The following is a 17,758-nucleotide window of genomic DNA, read 5'->3' as shown; positions in this document are numbered from 1 at the left end:
GGTAGCGGGTCAGTAGTCCGATGGCAGCAACAAGGTTGTTACGCTTCGGTCGGCTTCAGTGATGATCCAGAGCCGGGTTTCATCCTCGGCGTCGATGTCGTAGCTAGAGAACAGACGCTCTCCAGTAGCCAGGGCTCGTTGGTTACTGCTCCAGTCTTCCTGGGGCAGCTCTCCCCAGTCACCGGAGAAATGCCGTCGCAAGTAGGTGCTTGGGTCGAGATGGCCGTGCTCCACCAGGTGGTGTACCGATTGGGTCAGTACCAACTGTCCAGCTTCAAACGTCACGCGTGAGGTGGTGTCCGAGACCGCCGGTGCAATCGGCTCGTCAGTTTCAGGTTGTCGATCCGCCGAAGAGGTGATGGTGATAACGCGTCCTTGGTTGGCAGATCCCGGCGTCATGTCCCATGCCCGAATGATAGGCACGAAACGATCGGTCAGGATCCTTACCTCAGAAACGTTACCGTCCTGGTCTTCGGTAAACTCGGTCTTGCGAACCTTGTCTTTGTAAGTATCGCCTTTGAGCACCAGCACTCGCCCGGACTTCGAGGTAACGACGCCCGATATTGCGCCGGCAGCCAGGGCTAATGCCAAGTGCCACCGGGACAGCTCACGTACTGGTGGTCGTGGTTGAACACCCGTTTGACCAAAGTGCAGGGTGAAGTCTGGCCACATGCCGCGAAGCTGTTTGACTTCAGCGCTTAGCTGCTCCGGTTCGAGGCTGATGCGATAGAAGTGCTCCAGTTCGCTGGTCGACGACAGGACCCTATAGGGCTCCCAAGACCAACTCTCAGGTAACACTTCTGCATTCAACGTCCCGGCGCCAATCGCCTGAAGGCGTGCGCGTACGTATTTGACTTCTTGCGGTCGAGCCAGGTCTTGGCGGCGGATTCGTATACCGAATATCACCACCTGTTTGAAGGTTGGATCAGCGGCATTGTAAATCCGCAGTTCAGTGAAGTGATTGCATAGCCAACTGCAGAGTTCGTCGTCCAGCACATAGTGTGGAACGATGAACACCAACACCCCGCCGTACTGCAGCAGTGGAAGCGCCCGTTGATAGAACATTTTCTCCAGACGCCGGCGACCGCTACCTTGGTACTGTGAGGCACCTGCATGGTCAGCGACCAGGTCACCGTAGGGCGGGTTAAGCCAGAGCAAGCCAAAGGCCTGGCGGCTGATCATGGTGTCCATCAGATCGCTATGCAGCACACGATCCAGGAGCGTCCTGCAATGCGCAGCACGCTCCTGGTCGTATTCAACTGCGAATGTGTCTGTGCGGTCTCGCCCAAGAAAATGTGCTGCTTCGGCCAGGGCAACCCCTTCGCCGGCACATGGATCGCAGATCCGCATTTTGCCGGTGGGAGAGGGGGCCAATGCCTGCAGGGTCCGTTCCAGAGTCGTTTCGTCGGTAGGGTAGTAGCCATTGCGAGCGAAGTTGCGTGCCAAGCGTGGGAACATCAAGGCCATGATGGGGCTCCTGAATCAAGGCTCAAAAGTGAGCGTGGGTTGAGAGATGCCCTTGGCGAATCAGATCGCCCAGGGCGGGTTCAAGAACGTCGAGCTGCAGCGACAAACGCCAGGCCGAGATAGCGCCTAACGATCCGGGTAGGGGCTGCAACATGTCGTATTGGGTGAGCACTTCCATAACTGGGTTATGCCAATGCGGTAGCAGCGGTAATGGGCATGTATCCATGACCAGGGGCCACAGCTTTTGATGAGGCGATTGCCCGTCCTGTAGAAGGGCGTAGGAGAAGTGATTGGCCCGGTCGGGCTGCGCGCAACGTCGGTCGAACAGCCAAAGGTGTACCAGGCTGCCGAATAACGTCCCGCGAAATTGCCGGGTGGTTCGTTTTTCCAGCAGGTCGACGTTGGGGAAGACAGGAAGACTCCGGCCGTCGACGACGATATGAAACTGGTCCAGACCGTTTTCAGCGGAGCCGAGGGTCAGTCTGGCCAAGAACTCCTGCAGTGCCGTGTCACGTCCCCAAGCCGAGAAAAACACTAGGTTGCGTTGTTCATCACAGACGAAAGCATCGACGTAAAGGTCAGGACATTCGTCAACCTGATACAGCCGTGTGAGAGAAGGTGTGGACATTGAGCATCCTCCGGATCGGAGGGAGGCCCCGCCCAGAAGGGGCAGGACACTGCCCCTCGGGGTTAATGGTTGGTGGGTTATCGATCGCGCTTGAATGAGCGGGTGTGTGGATCGAAGCTTGTGGTCGTGTCGCCCTGGAACAACGGCGACTGACCTATCATGTAGAGGTTGACCCGGTACAGAGGGCGCAGTTGTAAGGCAGCGTTCGCTTGCGTTTCTATCAGTCCGATTTCGATGAAGTGCTCGCGCATTTCGTCATCATCGGACACTTCGTTGTTGGTCATTTGGTCTTCGACGGTCAGCAGAGTGTGCTCACCGATGTCTGAAAAAGTCGGATTCATGGAGTGCTTCCTTGGTGGTGGAGCTCCCGCAAGGTGGGAGATTGGCAGTTCCAGGTTTGTTGCTTGAAGTCCAGCACATAGCCAAGCTCGCCGAGGCGAGTGCATTGATGACGTAGGCGCTGACGGTCAACGGTGGTGTCAAGTTTTACCGCATCCCCCAGTGGCCAGATCGTGCCAAACAGAATCGCGTCTAGCTCTGTGGCATTTTCCGAACTGGGAAGTGGCATCCCAAAGGGGGCGTCCTCTGGTGATGACGGTTTATCGACGTTGCTTACAGCCGTCGTGAAGGGTAGCGTTTTGCGCTGTCGCGCAGGCTTTGTTTGAGTTGAAGATGATTCTTCATCTATGGGATCTGGCTCGCTTGGTGAAAGCTTGGCAGCGTCTTCCGCCGTCAAGTTGTCTACGTCGTCGAGGCTCATGCTTTCGAGCTTGGCCCGGATCTCAACCACTAACCGTCCAGCGGTTGAGTAGTACGAGGGGCGTATTTCTGTGATGAGGAAATCGCCTCTGTATTTGCCTTCATCGTATTGGTCGAGAAGCGCGTCTTTGATAACGAACTCGCCTATTGAAGTTGATAGTCGTCCGACGTTGAACTCGCCGTTACGGCCGCTGATGGTACGAATGGCCAGTTGGCCTGGGATGTTGATCATGGTCAGCTCCACACTGCATGGGTGTAAGGCTACGTGCATTACTCGCACAATGAAAAAAGCCCGACAGTGTCGGGCTTGGGGTGGTGCAGTGAGTTCAGAAAGGTTTATGGGCAGGATGTATGAGTTTCCTCCTTGAGTGAGATGTACAGATAGAATGAACCTGGTGGCGATTCTATGCGGTCAAGTTTTAGGTCCAGCCAGACTCGATCCGAGTTGTCGCCGGCAGGCAGCAATCGATAGAGCCCGAAATGGATTTGTGTACAGTCAGGCTGCATATGCAGTTCACGGTAGGCCTCCAGGACTACATCGCCCAATCGGTTACTGATAACTGATACATCCTGTGGGTTTTCGATATGCACCGCTTCTTGCCAGGCCCGAGGCGTAAGAACGACCGGAAGTTTGAGCAAGTCAGACGATACGAGGTTATTGGTGGTAAGCATGTAAATCTCCAGGTGCGAAAACCACCTGGCCCGTTCGGGAGATGGTTTCCCGATGGGTCTTTATGCTGATTTGGAATCAGCTTGAGAGTCAGCCAGTGTTTCCTGGCGGGTTAGTAGTATTCGGGGTGCACAAGCTCATCTTCCAACTCCCAACGAGCCCTTCGATATTCCTTGAGAAGTCCGAACTCCGACAACATTGGGCTGTTTTCGGGATTGAATTCATCTCGATGGTCCATCTTTGCCAATGTGATCACCCCATCCAGTACTTCTAACCAAAGATCAGTAGTAAGGGTGTAGCGCGGATCTTCATCGGGATCGAGTGTCGGGTTGCTCGGCAGTAGCTTATCCAACCTGCTGTAAACACTAGCTTGAGCAGCTAAAAGACCGATTTCGGTCAGCAGCGGCAGTCGTTGAGGATTCATCATCATGGTTTATCTCCAGCGTTCGGAAATCACCAATCCCGAAGGGAGGCGTTCCCTTCGATATGAATATTGAAAGGCGCCCAGGGGGCGCCATGATTTCAATCATGCTGATTGACGTTGTTCAGGATCTGGCTGTCCTTGGCCGTTGTCATCCGAGTCATCTACAGCAGCACGATCCTGGGCAGGAAGGGGCTCAGCAGAATCTTTCGGTTTGGCTTGGTAGACAGTATCGCCATCGACCTTGATCCAGCCGATAAAAAGAAGACGTCCTTTGAGGCTTGCCCCAGGTTGACCCTTCTTATCGCCCTTTTCATAGATAAAGCAGTCGGTCCAGATGTCACCGATACGGAAGCTCACAAGGACCTTCTTTCCTGCATCAACAGCAGCTTGGCTACGACGAATCAGCTTTTCAGCTTCGGCGCCGACGACATTGCAGTCGATGTAGGAGTACTCGGTGTCGTCAGACGAACCGCGTAATGCAGCAACAGTGACAGCCATGAATGGCTTGCCTTTGCCGCGTGGTTTCACTTCACGAATACGGTTGAGATAACCAATACCAGTGGTGTGCAGGTCGAAAAACTTGGTTTCGTTGGTTTGAGTAGTGCTCATGGTGATTCTCCAATTTCGAAATAGCAGAAAGCGGAGAAACACTTCGCCCTTGGGGGAAAGTATTCCCCGCGAGGGTGGGTAGAGCAGACAGTGGAGCTTAGTGCAGCATGAGTTTCATAGCGGCAATCATCACACCAGCGGTTGCTGACATCATGACGCCCATGCGAATAGTCAACTTAACCTCAAGTTGAGATATCTCTGTTCTCAAATCAGCTGACAGGTCAGTACGAAGAGCTGCGATGTCAGATTTAGTGGCCAAACGTGAAAACATATCAGCCTCCAAAGCATCAATTACAGCGTTTGCTTTCTGTTCCGGAACGTTGATCGAAATCAGCGCTTGGTAGAGAGCCAGTTCGGTTTTCATCAGACCTCCAAAAATTGAGAGGCCTGCCCTGACGGGAAAGGCCCGTCATGGGTGGGAAAGGTGCTTCCATCGACTGAGTCGACTGATCGCGCTACCGGAAGCTATGGCGATCTTAGGAGTGGATCAATGCGGTAAACCGCATCGTAGTCTTTCGGATCCAGACTACATGGGCATGTTGCTGACGACGTCAGCTATACATGGGTACAGCATGAAAAGCCTATTGCTGGTTGTCAAGCTCCATGTGAAAAATTCAGAGAAGCCTCCCCAGCGGGAGGATTCCCTGCTGGGGTGAATGAGGAGAGGTTTAGCAAACAGCTGGTGTCAGCTGTTGAGCCTTGCCTCGAGAGCGCGGTTTGCGTGCCGGCTTTTCGACCACACGAGTATTAGCGTTGTACCAAAGATTCAGATCAACACCTTTGGCACGGACCATGGCTGGCAAGTGATCCATATCACGCACCATGCTGTCAGAAATGCAGGGTGGTGGAAGCTGGACGTGAGACTTTGCCTGTGGCTGATCTGCTGGACGTATGTTCGACTTCTTCATGGCACGCAAAAACTCTCGGGCAACAACGCCGAGTGCAAAACCGAAGTTATAAGTGAGTTTGGACATGGTGATTCTCCTGCAGGTTGAAATGCGGAGAAAGCACTGGCCCTGTCGGGGAAGTGATTCCCCGCGAGGTGAGTAACATCAGATGCTTCTATCGACGATTGTCGACCGACCGCGCTACCAGAAGCTCAGCGGTCTTGGGCGAATCAACACGATTGACGTGTCGCAACCTTGAAGATCCTGGTTGCCTGGGCATGATGCCGACGACGTCAGCAAAACACGTACATATCATCGAAGGGGGGATAGTGATGTGTCAAGCGGGGAGGGATATTTCGGGGAGGTCAAAGCAGATCGAATTTTACAGGAGAAGCTACCGAGAGTAGCTGGGTCAACAGTCACTCTCGGATGTAGTACTAAGCGTCTTTCAGAAAAAAATACCACCTGTGTGGGATAAAGGCGTCATCGATCCCTGGGCTGTGATCTGAACGTCTCACTTCCTACACCTGGCCGATTATCGTGGCTGAGGCCAGCAAACATAAGGCACGCATCCGCGCACAAAGGGAGCCCTGCGTTTCGCCGGCGGGCCACCGGCAGGGAAAAGCAGCTACCAAAGGGTAGCCTGATAATCCTTCGCAAGATTATCAGGCTACCCTTTGTGTGAGCTTTAAAAAATATGGGCCACAACACCAGTGTGGCCCTGAGATTACTGTGCTTCGAACCTCAACAAAGCTCTATGTGCCTTTGAACTCGCAATTCACGAGTTAGACGGCTGCGTGTCTGGCTTGAACAGGGAGACACAGGGAGAGCTTTGAACCAGATCCGCACGCCCTTCCCGGAGCTCAGCGTGCTTTGGGGATGGAGATGAGGCGAACCGCATCTCCGGGCGCTACTGATGACCGCCAGTAGCCAACGGGGTGGAAACGTTGTTGCGTGCATTATGTTGTTAGGCTGGGCGATATGCAACATAGCCAGTGTTGACCTGGGCTTTGGTCAGTTCACTGCAGTGACGGCACCGTCGGGTACAACAGATGGAATGGGGATACCGGTCACTCCCGCTTTCGGGGAGACAAGCACTCCCGCGCGATTTACACCAACGGTAGTCGACTGAGTCAGATCGACCAGCGTCGATGGCATCCCTGCCGGCGCCGTGTCGTTGTAAAAGGTGTAGGCTGTGCCACCATTAATGAAGGAAGAAACGCCTGAAGGTTTGACAAACCAAAGCGGTAGGTTAAGAACTGAATCGCTGGGTATGCCGCTAAAGCCTGGGTTGGACTGTGCAAATCCTGCAGCAGCTGACCGATAAGTTAAAAAATTTCTACTGAGTGAATCAAGCGTCGCATATTCCGAAACTGCTTGAGTCTGGTATCGATCTTCTGCCCACATACCGGTGACGATGACCAGTATCATGAGAATAGCCCATTGTAAGGTCATCGTTTGGTCCCCCTTGAATCAACTGTGAAAAGCTTGTGTCCTACGATTACAGCAAAAAATATGCGCAGGTGGATAAGACGGCTACTAGTAATCCTATAGTCAAAAGAAGTCGGCGTAATCGAATTTTACGTCGAGATTGTAGCTTGGAAGCAATCATCGTGGATGTTTCTACGTAGGTAAGCAGATACCTATCATTTGCCGTAGGTTTGAGACTGTAAGTGTAAGCGCCGACTTCAAATGTCTCTCTTCCTTGCAGTGCCTTACTCCATAAAGGAGTGGAGCATATTCTACTTCTAGTCTCGAACCAGCTTTGCAGCTCATCTCGACTATATTGAGCACCATTCTCCAAATTATTCTTCATCACACTTCTCTATCGTACATTGCGCTCAATGGCAGAGCGTTTATGTTGAATTATTTGAAGCAACTCCAATAAAAGAGTCCCGGCCAAGTAAGGCGAGATGTGTTGAGAAACCACCCACTATCATTGCGAAAGATGTATCCGACCTCACTGTCTCCAACGCCGAGTGCGCCGGTAAGGGAACACGATTTCCAGCTTGTATCGCCGAGTGTGCAAGTTAGACTTCCCTTGTAGGGAGCCTGGCAACTTCCTTGAATTAATTTAAATTCCCACCCATTGTTTGCAGTCCAAACACCTTTTTGACATGATAAGATTATGCCAACAGCACTTTTTGCGATAAGTGTGCGATCACTGCACGCTGTACCTTCGGTTGCAAGCCCACCTACCGAGACATATTCGTTGGTGGCAATACGATCGTAGGCCGTTATTTTGCCGGTTGAAGTGATCTTTCCACCCCAGAGCTGGCCGCCGGTTGAGAAGTTTTTGTCGTTGTACACCTGGACCCAATCGGGGCTGTTCTGATAGATACCACCTCCCCATTTTTCGCTGTACCAGCCAGTGTCGCCCCGAGTTCTGAACCATCCACCCGTGTAGGTTTCGCCCGTGACGTTCGCGGTCGCCGCGTTTACATTCGCGGTGGCTGTGACGTTGCGAGCTGTCACGTCGGCACCAGTCGTAACGTTGCCAGAGGCGGAGATGCTCCCTGCGTTATTAATGTTGTGGTTGCCCATACCAAGGTCAGTATTCATCGTGTTGAGCTCAGGATGGTTTGGCACAGCATTTCGATATAAGTAATCGTTGGCCAAGGCGCCGTCCATGAGAAACAGTGCACTGGCAGTGTGGCCTGGCCCAGGTGTAATGGAGTAATTACTCAGCGCGACTTGCCAGCCACCGCGGATGCCTTGAATGACGTTAGGGTTGGTTGTAGATATAAAACCACCAGGTCCTCCAAGGTTTTCAGCAATGGCACGCACACCCATTTCTGGAAGCGTCTGTCCGCCCGTAGTAACCACAATCGCTTCCAGCTGATTAGGATTGGGTTTACGGGCAAGGCCTAGGATGGTCTGCCCGAAAACATTGGTAGAGCTGAAACCCGCAGGCAGGTAATTAGAGTTGATGAGCATCGGCACCGTAATTTGCACTGGCACGGTCGCCGACGCGTTGGCGAGCACTACGTTGAAATTGTCTTTCAGGTACTTGGCCTGGGCCTCTGAAATAGTGCGCTGTTGATCGGCCGCAATTCGATAATCCTGGGCATCCATTTGTTTGATTTGCCAAACCATCGCCAAGGTCACCACGACACCAAATACGAGCAACCCGATTGCCATATCCAGGCTCAAGAAGCCCTGTTGTTTATTCTTACTGGTCATTCCAGAGGCTCCGCGAAGATTGGTTTGCGATGTCTTGGCCGAGCAGGGTGATCTTTCCTGAGTGGACTTTTTCGCGGATGCTAGGCCCGTCCTCGCCCGTAAAGAGCAGGCTTTGAAGCGTCAAACGCCGGCCCCCGTCACTATCCATGGACAATGACTGATGAATGACAGCCACCAGGCCTTTGGAAAGCAGCTCTCGGGCGTTTTTCAACAAGGGCTGGCCTAGGGCTGCTAAGCGTTCAATGCCATGCGTGACGCTGCCGGAATGGCCAGTACAGATAATGAGATGACCGTTGATTGAGGCCTGGATGACTTGCGCAGCAGTTGGCCCATCACGTACCTCACCCACAAACAGAAAGTCCGCCCTCGTTCGCAGAGCAAGGACTAAGGCTTCTTCGTAGCCCCCCATACGCCTGGAAACAGGAACTTGTATGCACCGACCTTCTCCATGCCTACCATGTAGAAATGGTTCGGGTGGATCCTCTACCGCCAGGCAGATGCCGCCCCAAGCCTCAAGGCGGGCTTTAACAAGGGATGCAGCACTTGAGGTTTTCCCTGCACCCATCTCTCCGCAGATGAAGATTAGGCCGCGTATCGTGTCGCTCATCAGAGCATTCTGCATGTGATCGGGCAGGCCTAGCATGTCCAGCGGACGAATTTGAACCGACGACTTGCTGAGGACAAAAACCGGCTTGCTGTTTACGTCTATCAACTGTGTGACTCGAAGGACAACGCCATCTTCGAGCAGCGCAAACTCCGGATCCAGGGTCGCGGCGTACTTCTCTGCGCATAGTTGACGGATTCGTTCTAGATCAGCCCGCCATTCTAAGGGCGCCTCAACTCTTCGCGCTTGTCCAGGGAGACCCTTAGCGTCCGCAAAACCATCGCCCAGATACAGGTCGACGAACTGAGCTTCGGAGATAACGCTCACTCGGCGCTCCTTAGTATGAAGTCCAGGCGATGGTATTGGCATCCGATGAGCAACTGGTCGCAGCGGCTACCGCTGTGATTTCGCCGGCAATGGCAGTACCACCGTTGATCGCCGTCGTGGTCTGTTTGTCCTTGGCCATGTTGGAAGCCAGCGTGATGCAGGCATTCTTTGGAAGGTTGGATTCGGTGATGGTGAAGGTCATACCATTACTGGTCACAGTAACGGCTCCGTTCCAACGGTTGGATAAGGCGTTGCCATTAATGCTCATACCACCCGTGGCCTCCAGGTTGATCAAGGACGGGGCCAGGTTGGTACCGGCTGTTGCGTACCCGGTTGTGCTTTTCAGCCTTTTGGTATTGCTCAGCAAGGTTCCCAGGTTGCTCTGTTCAATGGTGACGTCCGAGCTGCCGAACGTTCTGTACCCCATGAACACGATAAAACCGAGTGCCACGGCGATCAGCATCAGCCAGAACATCCCGTCCAGGGAAAGAAATCCGCGTTGGTTTTGGCGGGTATTTGTTCTCATCTTTACGACCTCATTTGGGTTTATTTAAGCGTTTCTGTCACATTGCCGGCCAACTGGAAGATGCCGATCACCACCAGAATCATCATGATTCCCATGGCCATCGAGGACACCCCAATAAGCGATTTCGCGATGGCCTCGACACGCTGGAGCGTTTGCTCCAGCCAACGGTTGGAAAACCTTTCCATCGACTCGGCGAAGCCTTTGCGGGTGGCGAGCACTTCAAGAAAATGCATGGCCATTGGGTCTGGAAATTCATGGCCCGCGAGTTTCAAGGCGGTACCGAAGTTTTTACCGGCACTTACACCGTAATGAATGGCGCTCAAACGCTCCTTGAGCCACGGAGATGCGTTGCGTTGCAGCGACTTCAATGCGTCGAGCTGGTTGATGCCTGAGCGCAACATCACGGCCATGTTGAGCAAAAAGATGGAACCGTGAAGCGCCTTGTAGACCGACCAAGGGGGAAGGCGCTCTGCTCGGACTCTCAGGACCTGGAGCAATTTGTTCAACTGTAGCTTCCATGACGGGCTGGCGGCCGTGATCTGAAGTCCGCAAAACACCGGCAGGGTGAAGATCGATACGAGGATGAAGATGACGACCGCGATCAGGGTCACCAGTCCGTAGTGGGTCACGAAATTCGATAGGGCGTAGAGAAACGCCGGCACACCTGTCCAGGCATCAGGATTGGAGCGCTTTGTCATTGAAGGCACCATCCACGCGGCGATCACATACAGCAGCGCTGCCATAACGCTCCACACCACCGAAGGGTAAACCGTGGCTGAGGCCACCAGCTTGCCGATCCTCTGGCGTACTTCAATAATCCTCACGCAGTCTCTAAAGGCCTGCACCAGGTTACCGGTCTCCTCACCGGAAGCGATCAAAGAGTTTTCGTCATAAGGCACCCAGCCTTCGCATGACACGCTGAACGACTTGCCTCCTTTGACCGATTGCGCGATTTCACGACAGGCAATCGACACGGGATGCCGTTTTTGGCCGTTATCACTGAATGCTCGCGCAACAGTATTCAGGGCATCTTCAAGTGAAACGCCATCCCCATGGATGCCCATGAGGCTTTCATAGAATTGGATTCGCTCGTTTTTGCCGAACTGTTTGGCGTAGAAGGTTTCTGCCCAGCGGTTTAGCACCGCTCTGACGTCACTCAGCATGGGCGAGCTCCAGGGTTTGCCGGTCAAAGTCCAACGGCCCCACCATCATTTCGGCGTGACGTGGATCTACCAAACCTTGTTTGAGCTTGAGGATTGTGTGGGCAGTTTTGGTGATGCCGCCCATTTCCTTCACCCAGTAACGACGTGCTGCACTGGCCCCTTTTTTATTAAAGACGTGCATGAAATTGTTGTCGGTGATGAGCGCCTCCGCGGCTACCGTACGATCAACGACACCCAAACCTTTGCAGCGTGGGCATCCAGGACCTTTGAGGTAGGTCAGGTCGACCGCGTCCAGGCCGCTCAGGCGTTGCACCAATGCACCGTTGAGCTGGTCTAGATGAGCAGCGGCAGGTACACGACAGTGAGGGCATAGCACGGGAAGCAAGGACTGATTAACGATGCTGGTCATCAGTGCGGGATCTGTCACAAGGTAGCGGTCTACCCCCATGTCGATTAGCCGCTGAAGCCCTGCCACTGAGTTATTGGTGTGCAATGTGGAGGACACCAGGTGCCCGGTCATCCCACCACGGAAAGCCGCTTGGGCCGAGGCCAGGTCTCTGATTTCGCCATACATCAGGATGTCCGGGTCGAGGCGCATCGTGTTGGTGATGCCGTCGCTCCAGGTTTCTCCTGAGCCCAAAGGGGACTGGTTGGCCATGATTGGATATTCGGGAGGATCCTCCATGGTTAAAATGTGTTTTGTGCCACCACACTCTTCATAGAGCAGGTTCAGGTTGACCTGCTGAGTCTTGGATTTACCGGAACCTGTAGGGCCGGTGACCAAGTTCACGCCATAAGGAAAGCTGCGGATACGCCTGAACGCCTCAATTTGCTCGGGGAGAAAACCGAGAGCCTCAAGGGTCATTTTGGTTTTGTCGTCATACAGCAGACGCAGAACCATCAGAGGGCCCTCTACTAGCGGCCTGGTTGCAACCCGGGCACCGAACAGACCAAGTTGATCCACGTAGGATCGTTTTATACGTGCGTCCTGGCTGACTTGTGGCTGGTAGTGGTCTTTCGCAACATCACACATGCTGTTGTAGAGGGATGAGCAGAGCTCAAGGCCCACCTGACTTTGATGCTGCTCTGCCTCCCACAACAGTCCGTGGATGCGAAAGAAGATCCTGGTGATGTCGTGACCCACCACAAAGTGAACATCGCTGGCATTATCCCGATGGGCCTTGCCTAGCAGCTGCACTACCTGCGCCTGGCGTTTGGTCTCGGTGGTCGAGAGGGCTCTACCATTGGCGTCGTCATTCGCCTGGTAGAGCGCCTTGATCGTGCTCATCGGGCAGATCTTGACTTCAAACTGATGATTCTTGTGTTCTAACTCATCCTCGAATGCCATGACATAGGCATCCGTTTGGTGCTGGGCGGACACATACAGAATTCCATCGCTGGTCAATGCGCAAAGCTGACGTAACTCCGGTCTAAGCTCGAAAGCTCCGCCAGGCGCGGTGAGCAATTGCTGGTGTGAATTCAGCAGCGCGGCAGCGGCTTCATCGAGAACTGGTTCCGCTTCAGTATGTATTTCAGTCAAAGTCGTCATTGGCTCGTACCCTCACCGCTGTCCTTGGATAAACCCGGGCAGCGTGCTGGCTGACGGGATACTACTGGAGACCGGGTTGCTACTACTGGAGGCGCTTCCCGGTGGAATATTGGAAAACCCGAGCGGGAAGCGCTTGCCATCACGTTCAAGTGTCACGCTATCCAGGGTGAGGTTCGCCACGCGGTAGCCTCCTGGGAGTTCCCGCGACGAGGCGTCAGCGTCCACTTCAAATCCGCTGCTGTAGAGCAAAGTGGCACGCAGCCGCCTTGCGGAGCCGAATATGGCTTTAACGACAGGCAGTTCTTGCTGGGTATCGGTAGCGCGTGTGGCGGTAATAGGGGGGGGGAGGAGGCCTTGAGGGACGAATGAGGCTGGAGACTGAGCGGTTGAATGGTTGTCTTCGCCATTGATTGACCGCTCAGCTGCTGCTCTCTCAGCTTGGGCTTTAAATAGAATTGTCTGACTCTGAACGGTAGCCAGCTCCCCGACATTGATGCCTGAGAGATTGGCTTCTGCCGTCCAGCCCAGTGATGGAGCGATAGCAATTGCCGAACAGAGAAAACGCACAGTTTTATTTCGCATAGAGGTCACCTGTCACTGTCCAACGAAGGTGGCCAGTCTCATATTTGGTCTTTATTTCGCTCAACCGTAGGCCTTGAGCGGGTGCACCCGTGAGAGCGTCCAGCGGCGTTATTCCAGTCTCATAACGCACCTCAAACTGTCTCCACTGAGGAGGTGGCGGTGGAGGTGGCGCAGGTTGGCCTGGCACTGCGGGCTTTACTGGAACCACCACAGGGATTTCCTTAAATGTGGGTTCTTGCGAAAAGTTGTGTAGCCACGATGACAAGTTCGCCAACATGTCATCAGTCGCCTTGAGAGGTTCGTCACCAGCAGCAGGTAGCGATATGTCGATTTTTAGGAGCGCCAGAGATTTGCTTTCGTCAAAGGCTGGCCCGCCTGGGAAATGTCCCTGGGTTGCTTTGATGAGGTTGTCAGCTGTGCTGTTGCCGGAACGCTTGTATGAGGAAACCACCTGGGCGCCGTTGCAAAGCGCGTCTGTGAATTCCCATCCCGCAATAGAAAGCGGCAGTTGATAAATAACGCGGCTGCATTGCTCCAGAAAATTGTCGACAGAAGGGCGTTTAGCCCAAGGGTGCTCCAACGCCTGGGGCAGCTGTTCGACGCCAGACTCTTGCTGCAGCCTGGCTAACTCTGCCAGGCGAAGTTGTTCGGCCTGGAAAGCTGCTTCTTTGGCAATCCGGTCCTGATGACTCTGCCATTGAACCCAAGCGATGATGCCGGCAGCGATCAGCGCACCAACAATCGTCAGTTGCACCAACTCTGCTTTGGACAGCCCAAAGACAAGTGGTCGAAGCCGGTATTCGCGTTTCAGGTGCGAGGGTTGCAGTAGCTCTTCCACGTCCAGTGGTTGACCACCCATTTCAAACTCTGTGGGCAGGTACTCTTGGTCGAAGTTGATGCCGCGACTGCGTTGCTGAACGACTCTACGACGAACCTCGGCACCGGTGCCGATCATGTCGCATCCAGAAATCACACCTCCTTGATACACAGCGACAAGGGCGTATTGGTCGAGGTCAGCGTCCGTTCTCCAGGCCGCAATCCACGAGTCTCCCAATTGACCAGCGAGCGTCGCTGCGAGGGAGTACATGCCTTTTGTGACTTCGTCACTGCGCGCAACGAAACCGGCCTGGATGATGGCCGGTGTCCTGCGAATGGCGACGATATCTAACTGGTGTTCACGGCCGTACTGCCGTGCTTCTTTCATGTGGCCGGTGACGCTGCCCAATGGATGCCAGCGTAGGCCTGTGACGAACGATTTTCCTCTGTGCTGCAGGACCTGGACCCGTGCTGAGCGTGTGCTTTTTGCGATTTCCGCGACCATGGCTTAACCCTTGAATGCGCTGCAACGCAGCAAAGGGCTGGGGCAAGAGCCCCACGGATCATTGGCGGCAGGAAAACTCAGGGCGCTAGGGCTTCCAGTGTCGCTATCAACAACAGGGGTAATCAGCACGACCAGCACGTTGTGATCCGTGCTGCGGATGCGACTACCGCCCAGGCCGAAGAATCCAGGATCACCGACACCGGATTTGGTCGCGTTTTCGCTGTTCTCCTCAAAGCCGGTCAGAACCAACGTTTGGCCGCTGCGCAATTTGACTTTGGGAGACAGGTTCCTGGTGTCGTAATCGACTGTCTGAACGCTGGAGCCGTTGCTGGTGAACGGGGTGAAGGTAGGTTTGCTGCTCATGCTCAAAGTGACCATCAGCAGCAGGTTGTCCTGGTCGATAATGCGAGGAAGCAACATCATGTTGAACCCGCTGGTGATCGTTGCGGGAGTCAGTGATGTGGACGATCCGACCGAGGCCGTTGTGGTAGTAGAGCTGGAGGCAATATAGCTTTGCACGTTACCGACTTGGATAGGTGCAGGCTGTAAGTTCAAAGTTGTGATCGAGGGAGATCGGACGTTTGAAACTCGATACTGTTCTGATAGCGCTTTAATGATCAGATTCGAGCCAGCCCAAGGTGACTTGGAGGTATCTAAAACATTGAACGAGCTGGAGACCGCATTAGTGGTAATTCCAGTTGTGGCATTTTTTAGGGAAAAGCCCCACTTGCTGCTCAGATTAGTGTAAACCGCAGACCAATCTAGGCCTGTTTGATCCTTGTCGGTGAGGGTTACTTCAAAGACTTTGACATTGAACAGCACCTGGCGGGTAATACTGCGGTTGAGGGAGGTCAAGTACTTCGAGACGTTGGAAAGTACCTCTGGGCGATCGCTTACCGTCAAGGTCCCAGTGGACCGAGAAAGGAACATACGACCCTGGGGCTGCTGGCTTAGCATCGCTTGGACGTTTTTTTCAATGTCCCCGATCAGTGATGTTTTGATTGAGACGGTGGTGCTCTGGTTGCTGCCAGACTCCCCCGACGCACCTGATGATGAAGATCCGCCACCCCCTCCGGAGCTCCCGCTGCCCGTGGATGTCAGCAAACCGGATTTGACAGTGCTTTCAATCACCTGGTCATCACCAAAGGCCCAGACATCGAACGTTTTGGTATCGAAGTAGGTGACGTGCACGCTGCGATCATCGGATAAATAGTTCCATGCCAGGCCCTGTTGAGCGGTCACCTGATTCAACAAACCAGAAAGCTTGCCGCTGTACTTAATTGGGAATGTACGCGGTGCATAGAACCCATCCATACCCGAAGATCGGGCGTTGCTCGGCATGGTGCCGATGACACCGGCTGGCATGAAACTGGACAGGTTATCCGGCGGAGCAATTACCGGTGGCGAATTAGATCCTGCGTTACCTTGATTGCGAATGGACAGGACGCTTGGATCGATCGCATCTGGAGCCACGATGACTGGAACGCCACACTCGCTGGTGATGTAGTTCGCGACCTCTGCGATCCCAACGTTGTAAGAAGGGCGATAAGTAATGTCGCAATCCATGGCCAGCGGCAAACCGCGCTTGGCGACCAGGGGTTGTTTTGAGACCCATGGCTTGTCGCTGAAAACGACGGTTTCGCGTGCCGGCTCTTGTTGCTGATTGCGCAAGAAACGGCTGTATTGGGAGGCGGTCGCTGCGTCGTTTTCGGCACGGCTGGCCGACTCATTCACGCGCTGCAGCGAGCAGGCGCTGATCAGAGCCATGACCAGTAATGAGGCTGTGCCTCGAATCCAGAGGCGTACAGTCATCATTTTTTCCTCTCTGCGATGTAAACCACCTGCTGTGGTGCCGGGCTGCCGTCTACGATGAATGACCGTGGGGCTGAGTCGTACAGCGGAAAGATCTCTTTGATAGCATCCTCAAAGCTGCCTTCGAATCGAAGCGGTGCATCAATCGGGTAATCCAAGTCGTCGACCTTCCAGATAAGCGTCCACTTAGCCCTTGCTGCCCAGGCTTCCACGGTTTGCCGAAGTGTTGAGCCAGTGGTCGCCGTCCATATCTGGGCCAGCGGCTTTGGAGCGGTTACCACCGCGAGAGCAGGCTTTGACGCGACTGAGGTACTTGGGGCAACGTTTCCAAACTTCTCAATGCTTGCAGGCTGAGTGGTGGAAGCGTTAAGCGGCGAGGCGACTGCCGGGCTCGATGTGGTTTTCCCGGATAAGGTCGTAATAGGGCCATCCTTGGCGGGCACTGCTGGGGTAGATACTGGGGTTGCAGTTGCAGGTGCTGCAGTAGCAGTTTTGATCGGCGCCGGTGAGGGTACGGTGGCGACCACAACGGTGCTGGGCGTTTCGCCGATGGTAGTGTTTTTCGGAGTAGCTGCAGTCGATGGAGTGGAAGGTACGGAGATGGCTGCCACTTGGGTTGGAGCAGTGCGCGATGTTTCCGGGAGCTGGTAACCAGGTCGCAGCACGTAGCAAACCTGGCGATTCACTTCGTCCACCTTCACCTGCCAGGCCGGACCAGCGAGTACTTGCAGCGTATTGCGCAGTGTCATGGGTCCAAGCTTGTACTGGGCCGCGGGGAGTGGACGCGTGTAAAGGATGTTGACGTGACCGGTGTCGGGCGAGCACAGCGTGTATCCGGAACGGTCCACGACGTACTGCATAGCATCGCGTACATTGGGGTGCATGTTGGCAGGAATGCTGATGTCAATGATCTGAGCCATCAGGTCACGCTGACCCGAGTCAGGCAAGGTACTGACCAGGGTGTAACGGCCGTAGCGCACGACGGGCTCTTTTTCAGGCACGGCGCCGCTGGGGTAGAGGTCCGGCGTCAACATGTCCGGGTTACGGCTGCTATCAAACGCCGGTTTAGGCGTCTGTGGCGTATGGGTTGCGCAGCTGGCAACGAGTGCGAGCAGGGAGAGTGTGGTGAAGTGCCTGATCATGTGCCGAAAGGCCCCCTTTGATGATGGAGGCACAGTGACAGCCAGTCATTGACGACGCAGCAGGAAATAGAGAACTGAGTCTTAGGGTTTTTATGCGAGCGCTAA

At 54.2% G+C, this 17,758-nt stretch carries 19 protein-coding genes; all 19 read right to left on the bottom strand.

The features are described from left to right. Nucleotides 1–9: 9 nt before the first annotated feature. Nucleotides 10–1,467: a DUF6094 domain-containing protein gene (locus BOP96_RS01440; protein WP_020302982.1), complete on the bottom strand. Its 1,458-nt coding sequence runs from the start codon at nucleotides 1,465–1,467 to the stop codon at nucleotides 10–12. 22 nt (nucleotides 1,468–1,489) lie between these two features. After that, nucleotides 1,490–2,095, bottom strand: a complete 606-nt coding sequence (locus BOP96_RS01435; RefSeq protein ID WP_056791261.1) for a hypothetical protein — start codon at nucleotides 2,093–2,095, stop codon at nucleotides 1,490–1,492. 77 nt (nucleotides 2,096–2,172) lie between these two features. Continuing rightward, nucleotides 2,173–2,436 (bottom strand): hypothetical protein, encoded by a 264-nt coding sequence (locus tag BOP96_RS01430; protein WP_056791264.1) that lies wholly within the window; start codon nucleotides 2,434–2,436, stop codon nucleotides 2,173–2,175. Then, on the bottom strand, nucleotides 2,433–3,086 hold the full coding sequence (locus tag BOP96_RS01425) for a DUF3275 family protein (protein ID WP_056791267.1): 654 nt from the start codon (nucleotides 3,084–3,086) through the stop codon (nucleotides 2,433–2,435). Before BOP96_RS01425 ends, BOP96_RS01430 begins: the two co-directional genes overlap by 4 nt. Nucleotides 3,087–3,190: 104 nt before the next feature. Continuing rightward, a complete protein-coding gene (locus BOP96_RS01420) occupies nucleotides 3,191–3,526 on the bottom strand; it encodes a hypothetical protein (RefSeq protein WP_020302986.1) in 336 nt (111 codons plus the stop codon). A gap of 110 nt (nucleotides 3,527–3,636) precedes the next feature. Further along, on the bottom strand, nucleotides 3,637–3,954 hold the full coding sequence (locus BOP96_RS01415; protein WP_056791271.1) for a hypothetical protein: 318 nt from the start codon (nucleotides 3,952–3,954) through the stop codon (nucleotides 3,637–3,639). A 96-nt stretch (nucleotides 3,955–4,050) separates the two neighbouring features. Beyond that, a complete protein-coding gene (locus tag BOP96_RS01410) occupies nucleotides 4,051–4,557 on the bottom strand; it encodes an STY4534 family ICE replication protein (protein WP_056791276.1) in 507 nt (168 codons plus the stop codon). Between the two features lie 97 nt (nucleotides 4,558–4,654). Beyond that, the gene (locus BOP96_RS01405; RefSeq protein ID WP_056791280.1) at nucleotides 4,655–4,921 is read right to left on the bottom strand and encodes a hypothetical protein; all 267 of its coding nucleotides are present in this window, start codon (nucleotides 4,919–4,921) and stop codon (nucleotides 4,655–4,657) included. Between the two features lie 304 nt (nucleotides 4,922–5,225). Continuing rightward, on the bottom strand, nucleotides 5,226–5,531 hold the full coding sequence (locus BOP96_RS01400) for a hypothetical protein (protein WP_073451686.1): 306 nt from the start codon (nucleotides 5,529–5,531) through the stop codon (nucleotides 5,226–5,228). Nucleotides 5,532–6,458: 927 nt separating this feature from the next. Beyond that, on the bottom strand, nucleotides 6,459–6,899 hold the full coding sequence (gene pilM, locus BOP96_RS01395) for a type IV pilus biogenesis protein PilM (RefSeq protein WP_073451684.1): 441 nt from the start codon (nucleotides 6,897–6,899) through the stop codon (nucleotides 6,459–6,461). 411 nt (nucleotides 6,900–7,310) lie between these two features. Continuing rightward, nucleotides 7,311–8,627, bottom strand: coding sequence for a shufflon system plasmid conjugative transfer pilus tip adhesin PilV (pilV, locus tag BOP96_RS01390; RefSeq protein ID WP_056791284.1), 1,317 nt, complete (start codon nucleotides 8,625–8,627; stop codon nucleotides 7,311–7,313). Beyond that, a complete protein-coding gene (locus tag BOP96_RS01385) occupies nucleotides 8,617–9,558 on the bottom strand; it encodes an ATPase, T2SS/T4P/T4SS family (RefSeq protein ID WP_056791287.1) in 942 nt (313 codons plus the stop codon). The genes pilV and BOP96_RS01385 overlap by 11 nt, the downstream gene beginning before the upstream one ends. A gap of 10 nt (nucleotides 9,559–9,568) precedes the next feature. Further along, nucleotides 9,569–10,084, bottom strand: a complete 516-nt coding sequence (locus BOP96_RS01380; RefSeq protein ID WP_032905001.1) for a type 4 pilus major pilin — start codon at nucleotides 10,082–10,084, stop codon at nucleotides 9,569–9,571. 20 nt (nucleotides 10,085–10,104) lie between these two features. After that, entirely contained in the window at nucleotides 10,105–11,247 is a 1,143-nt protein-coding gene (locus BOP96_RS01375) for a type II secretion system F family protein (RefSeq protein ID WP_020302995.1), read from the bottom strand. After that, entirely contained in the window at nucleotides 11,237–12,796 is a 1,560-nt protein-coding gene (locus BOP96_RS01370; RefSeq protein WP_073451682.1) for a GspE/PulE family protein, read from the bottom strand. Before BOP96_RS01370 ends, BOP96_RS01375 begins: the two co-directional genes overlap by 11 nt. A 12-nt stretch (nucleotides 12,797–12,808) precedes the next feature. Then, nucleotides 12,809–13,378, bottom strand: a complete 570-nt coding sequence (gene pilP / locus BOP96_RS01365) for a type IV pilus biogenesis protein PilP (RefSeq protein WP_073451680.1) — start codon at nucleotides 13,376–13,378, stop codon at nucleotides 12,809–12,811. After that, nucleotides 13,368–14,699 (bottom strand): type 4b pilus protein PilO2, encoded by a 1,332-nt coding sequence (gene pilO2 / locus BOP96_RS01360; RefSeq protein WP_056791298.1) that lies wholly within the window; start codon nucleotides 14,697–14,699, stop codon nucleotides 13,368–13,370. Before pilO2 ends, pilP begins: the two co-directional genes overlap by 11 nt. Before the next feature lie 3 nt (nucleotides 14,700–14,702). Next, nucleotides 14,703–16,511, bottom strand: a complete 1,809-nt coding sequence (gene pilN / locus BOP96_RS01355; protein WP_056791301.1) for a PilN family type IVB pilus formation outer membrane protein — start codon at nucleotides 16,509–16,511, stop codon at nucleotides 14,703–14,705. After that, nucleotides 16,511–17,653: a PFGI-1 class ICE element type IV pilus protein PilL2 gene (gene pilL2, locus BOP96_RS01350; RefSeq protein ID WP_056791304.1), complete on the bottom strand. Its 1,143-nt coding sequence runs from the start codon at nucleotides 17,651–17,653 to the stop codon at nucleotides 16,511–16,513. Before pilL2 ends, pilN begins: the two co-directional genes overlap by 1 nt. Nucleotides 17,654–17,758 lie beyond the last annotated feature (105 nt).

This window comes from Pseudomonas sp. FSL W5-0203 (assembly GCF_001896155.1).
Lineage (GTDB): Bacteria > Pseudomonadota > Gammaproteobacteria > Pseudomonadales > Pseudomonadaceae > Aquipseudomonas > Aquipseudomonas paracarnis.
Note: the sequence above shows the minus strand (reverse complement) of the source record. Positions and strands in the feature narration are given on the sequence as shown.

What these genes read in the sequence shown, in the direction of transcription:
- BOP96_RS01440 (WP_020302982.1), bottom strand. Translation starts at nt 1,467, where the DNA reads ATGGCCTTGATGTTCCCACGCTTGGCACGCAACTTCGCTCGCAATGGC.
- BOP96_RS01435 (WP_056791261.1), bottom strand. Translation starts at nt 2,095, where the DNA reads ATGTCCACACCTTCTCTCACACGGCTGTATCAGGTTGACGAATGTCCT.
- BOP96_RS01430 (WP_056791264.1), bottom strand. Translation starts at nt 2,436, where the DNA reads ATGAATCCGACTTTTTCAGACATCGGTGAGCACACTCTGCTGACCGTC.
- BOP96_RS01425 (WP_056791267.1), bottom strand. Translation starts at nt 3,086, where the DNA reads ATGATCAACATCCCAGGCCAACTGGCCATTCGTACCATCAGCGGCCGT.
- BOP96_RS01420 (WP_020302986.1), bottom strand. Translation starts at nt 3,526, where the DNA reads ATGCTTACCACCAATAACCTCGTATCGTCTGACTTGCTCAAACTTCCG.
- BOP96_RS01415 (WP_056791271.1), bottom strand. Translation starts at nt 3,954, where the DNA reads ATGATGATGAATCCTCAACGACTGCCGCTGCTGACCGAAATCGGTCTT.
- BOP96_RS01410 (WP_056791276.1), bottom strand. Translation starts at nt 4,557, where the DNA reads ATGAGCACTACTCAAACCAACGAAACCAAGTTTTTCGACCTGCACACC.
- BOP96_RS01405 (WP_056791280.1), bottom strand. Translation starts at nt 4,921, where the DNA reads ATGAAAACCGAACTGGCTCTCTACCAAGCGCTGATTTCGATCAACGTT.
- BOP96_RS01400 (WP_073451686.1), bottom strand. Translation starts at nt 5,531, where the DNA reads ATGTCCAAACTCACTTATAACTTCGGTTTTGCACTCGGCGTTGTTGCC.
- pilM (WP_073451684.1), bottom strand. Translation starts at nt 6,899, where the DNA reads ATGACCTTACAATGGGCTATTCTCATGATACTGGTCATCGTCACCGGT.
- pilV (WP_056791284.1), bottom strand. Translation starts at nt 8,627, where the DNA reads ATGACCAGTAAGAATAAACAACAGGGCTTCTTGAGCCTGGATATGGCA.
- BOP96_RS01380 (WP_032905001.1), bottom strand. Translation starts at nt 10,084, where the DNA reads ATGAGAACAAATACCCGCCAAAACCAACGCGGATTTCTTTCCCTGGAC.
- BOP96_RS01375 (WP_020302995.1), bottom strand. Translation starts at nt 11,247, where the DNA reads ATGCTGAGTGACGTCAGAGCGGTGCTAAACCGCTGGGCAGAAACCTTC.
- BOP96_RS01370 (WP_073451682.1), bottom strand. Translation starts at nt 12,796, where the DNA reads ATGACGACTTTGACTGAAATACATACTGAAGCGGAACCAGTTCTCGAT.
- pilP (WP_073451680.1), bottom strand. Translation starts at nt 13,378, where the DNA reads ATGCGAAATAAAACTGTGCGTTTTCTCTGTTCGGCAATTGCTATCGCT.
- pilO2 (WP_056791298.1), bottom strand. Translation starts at nt 14,699, where the DNA reads ATGGTCGCGGAAATCGCAAAAAGCACACGCTCAGCACGGGTCCAGGTC.
- pilN (WP_056791301.1), bottom strand. Translation starts at nt 16,511, where the DNA reads ATGACTGTACGCCTCTGGATTCGAGGCACAGCCTCATTACTGGTCATG.
- pilL2 (WP_056791304.1), bottom strand. Translation starts at nt 17,653, where the DNA reads ATGATCAGGCACTTCACCACACTCTCCCTGCTCGCACTCGTTGCCAGC.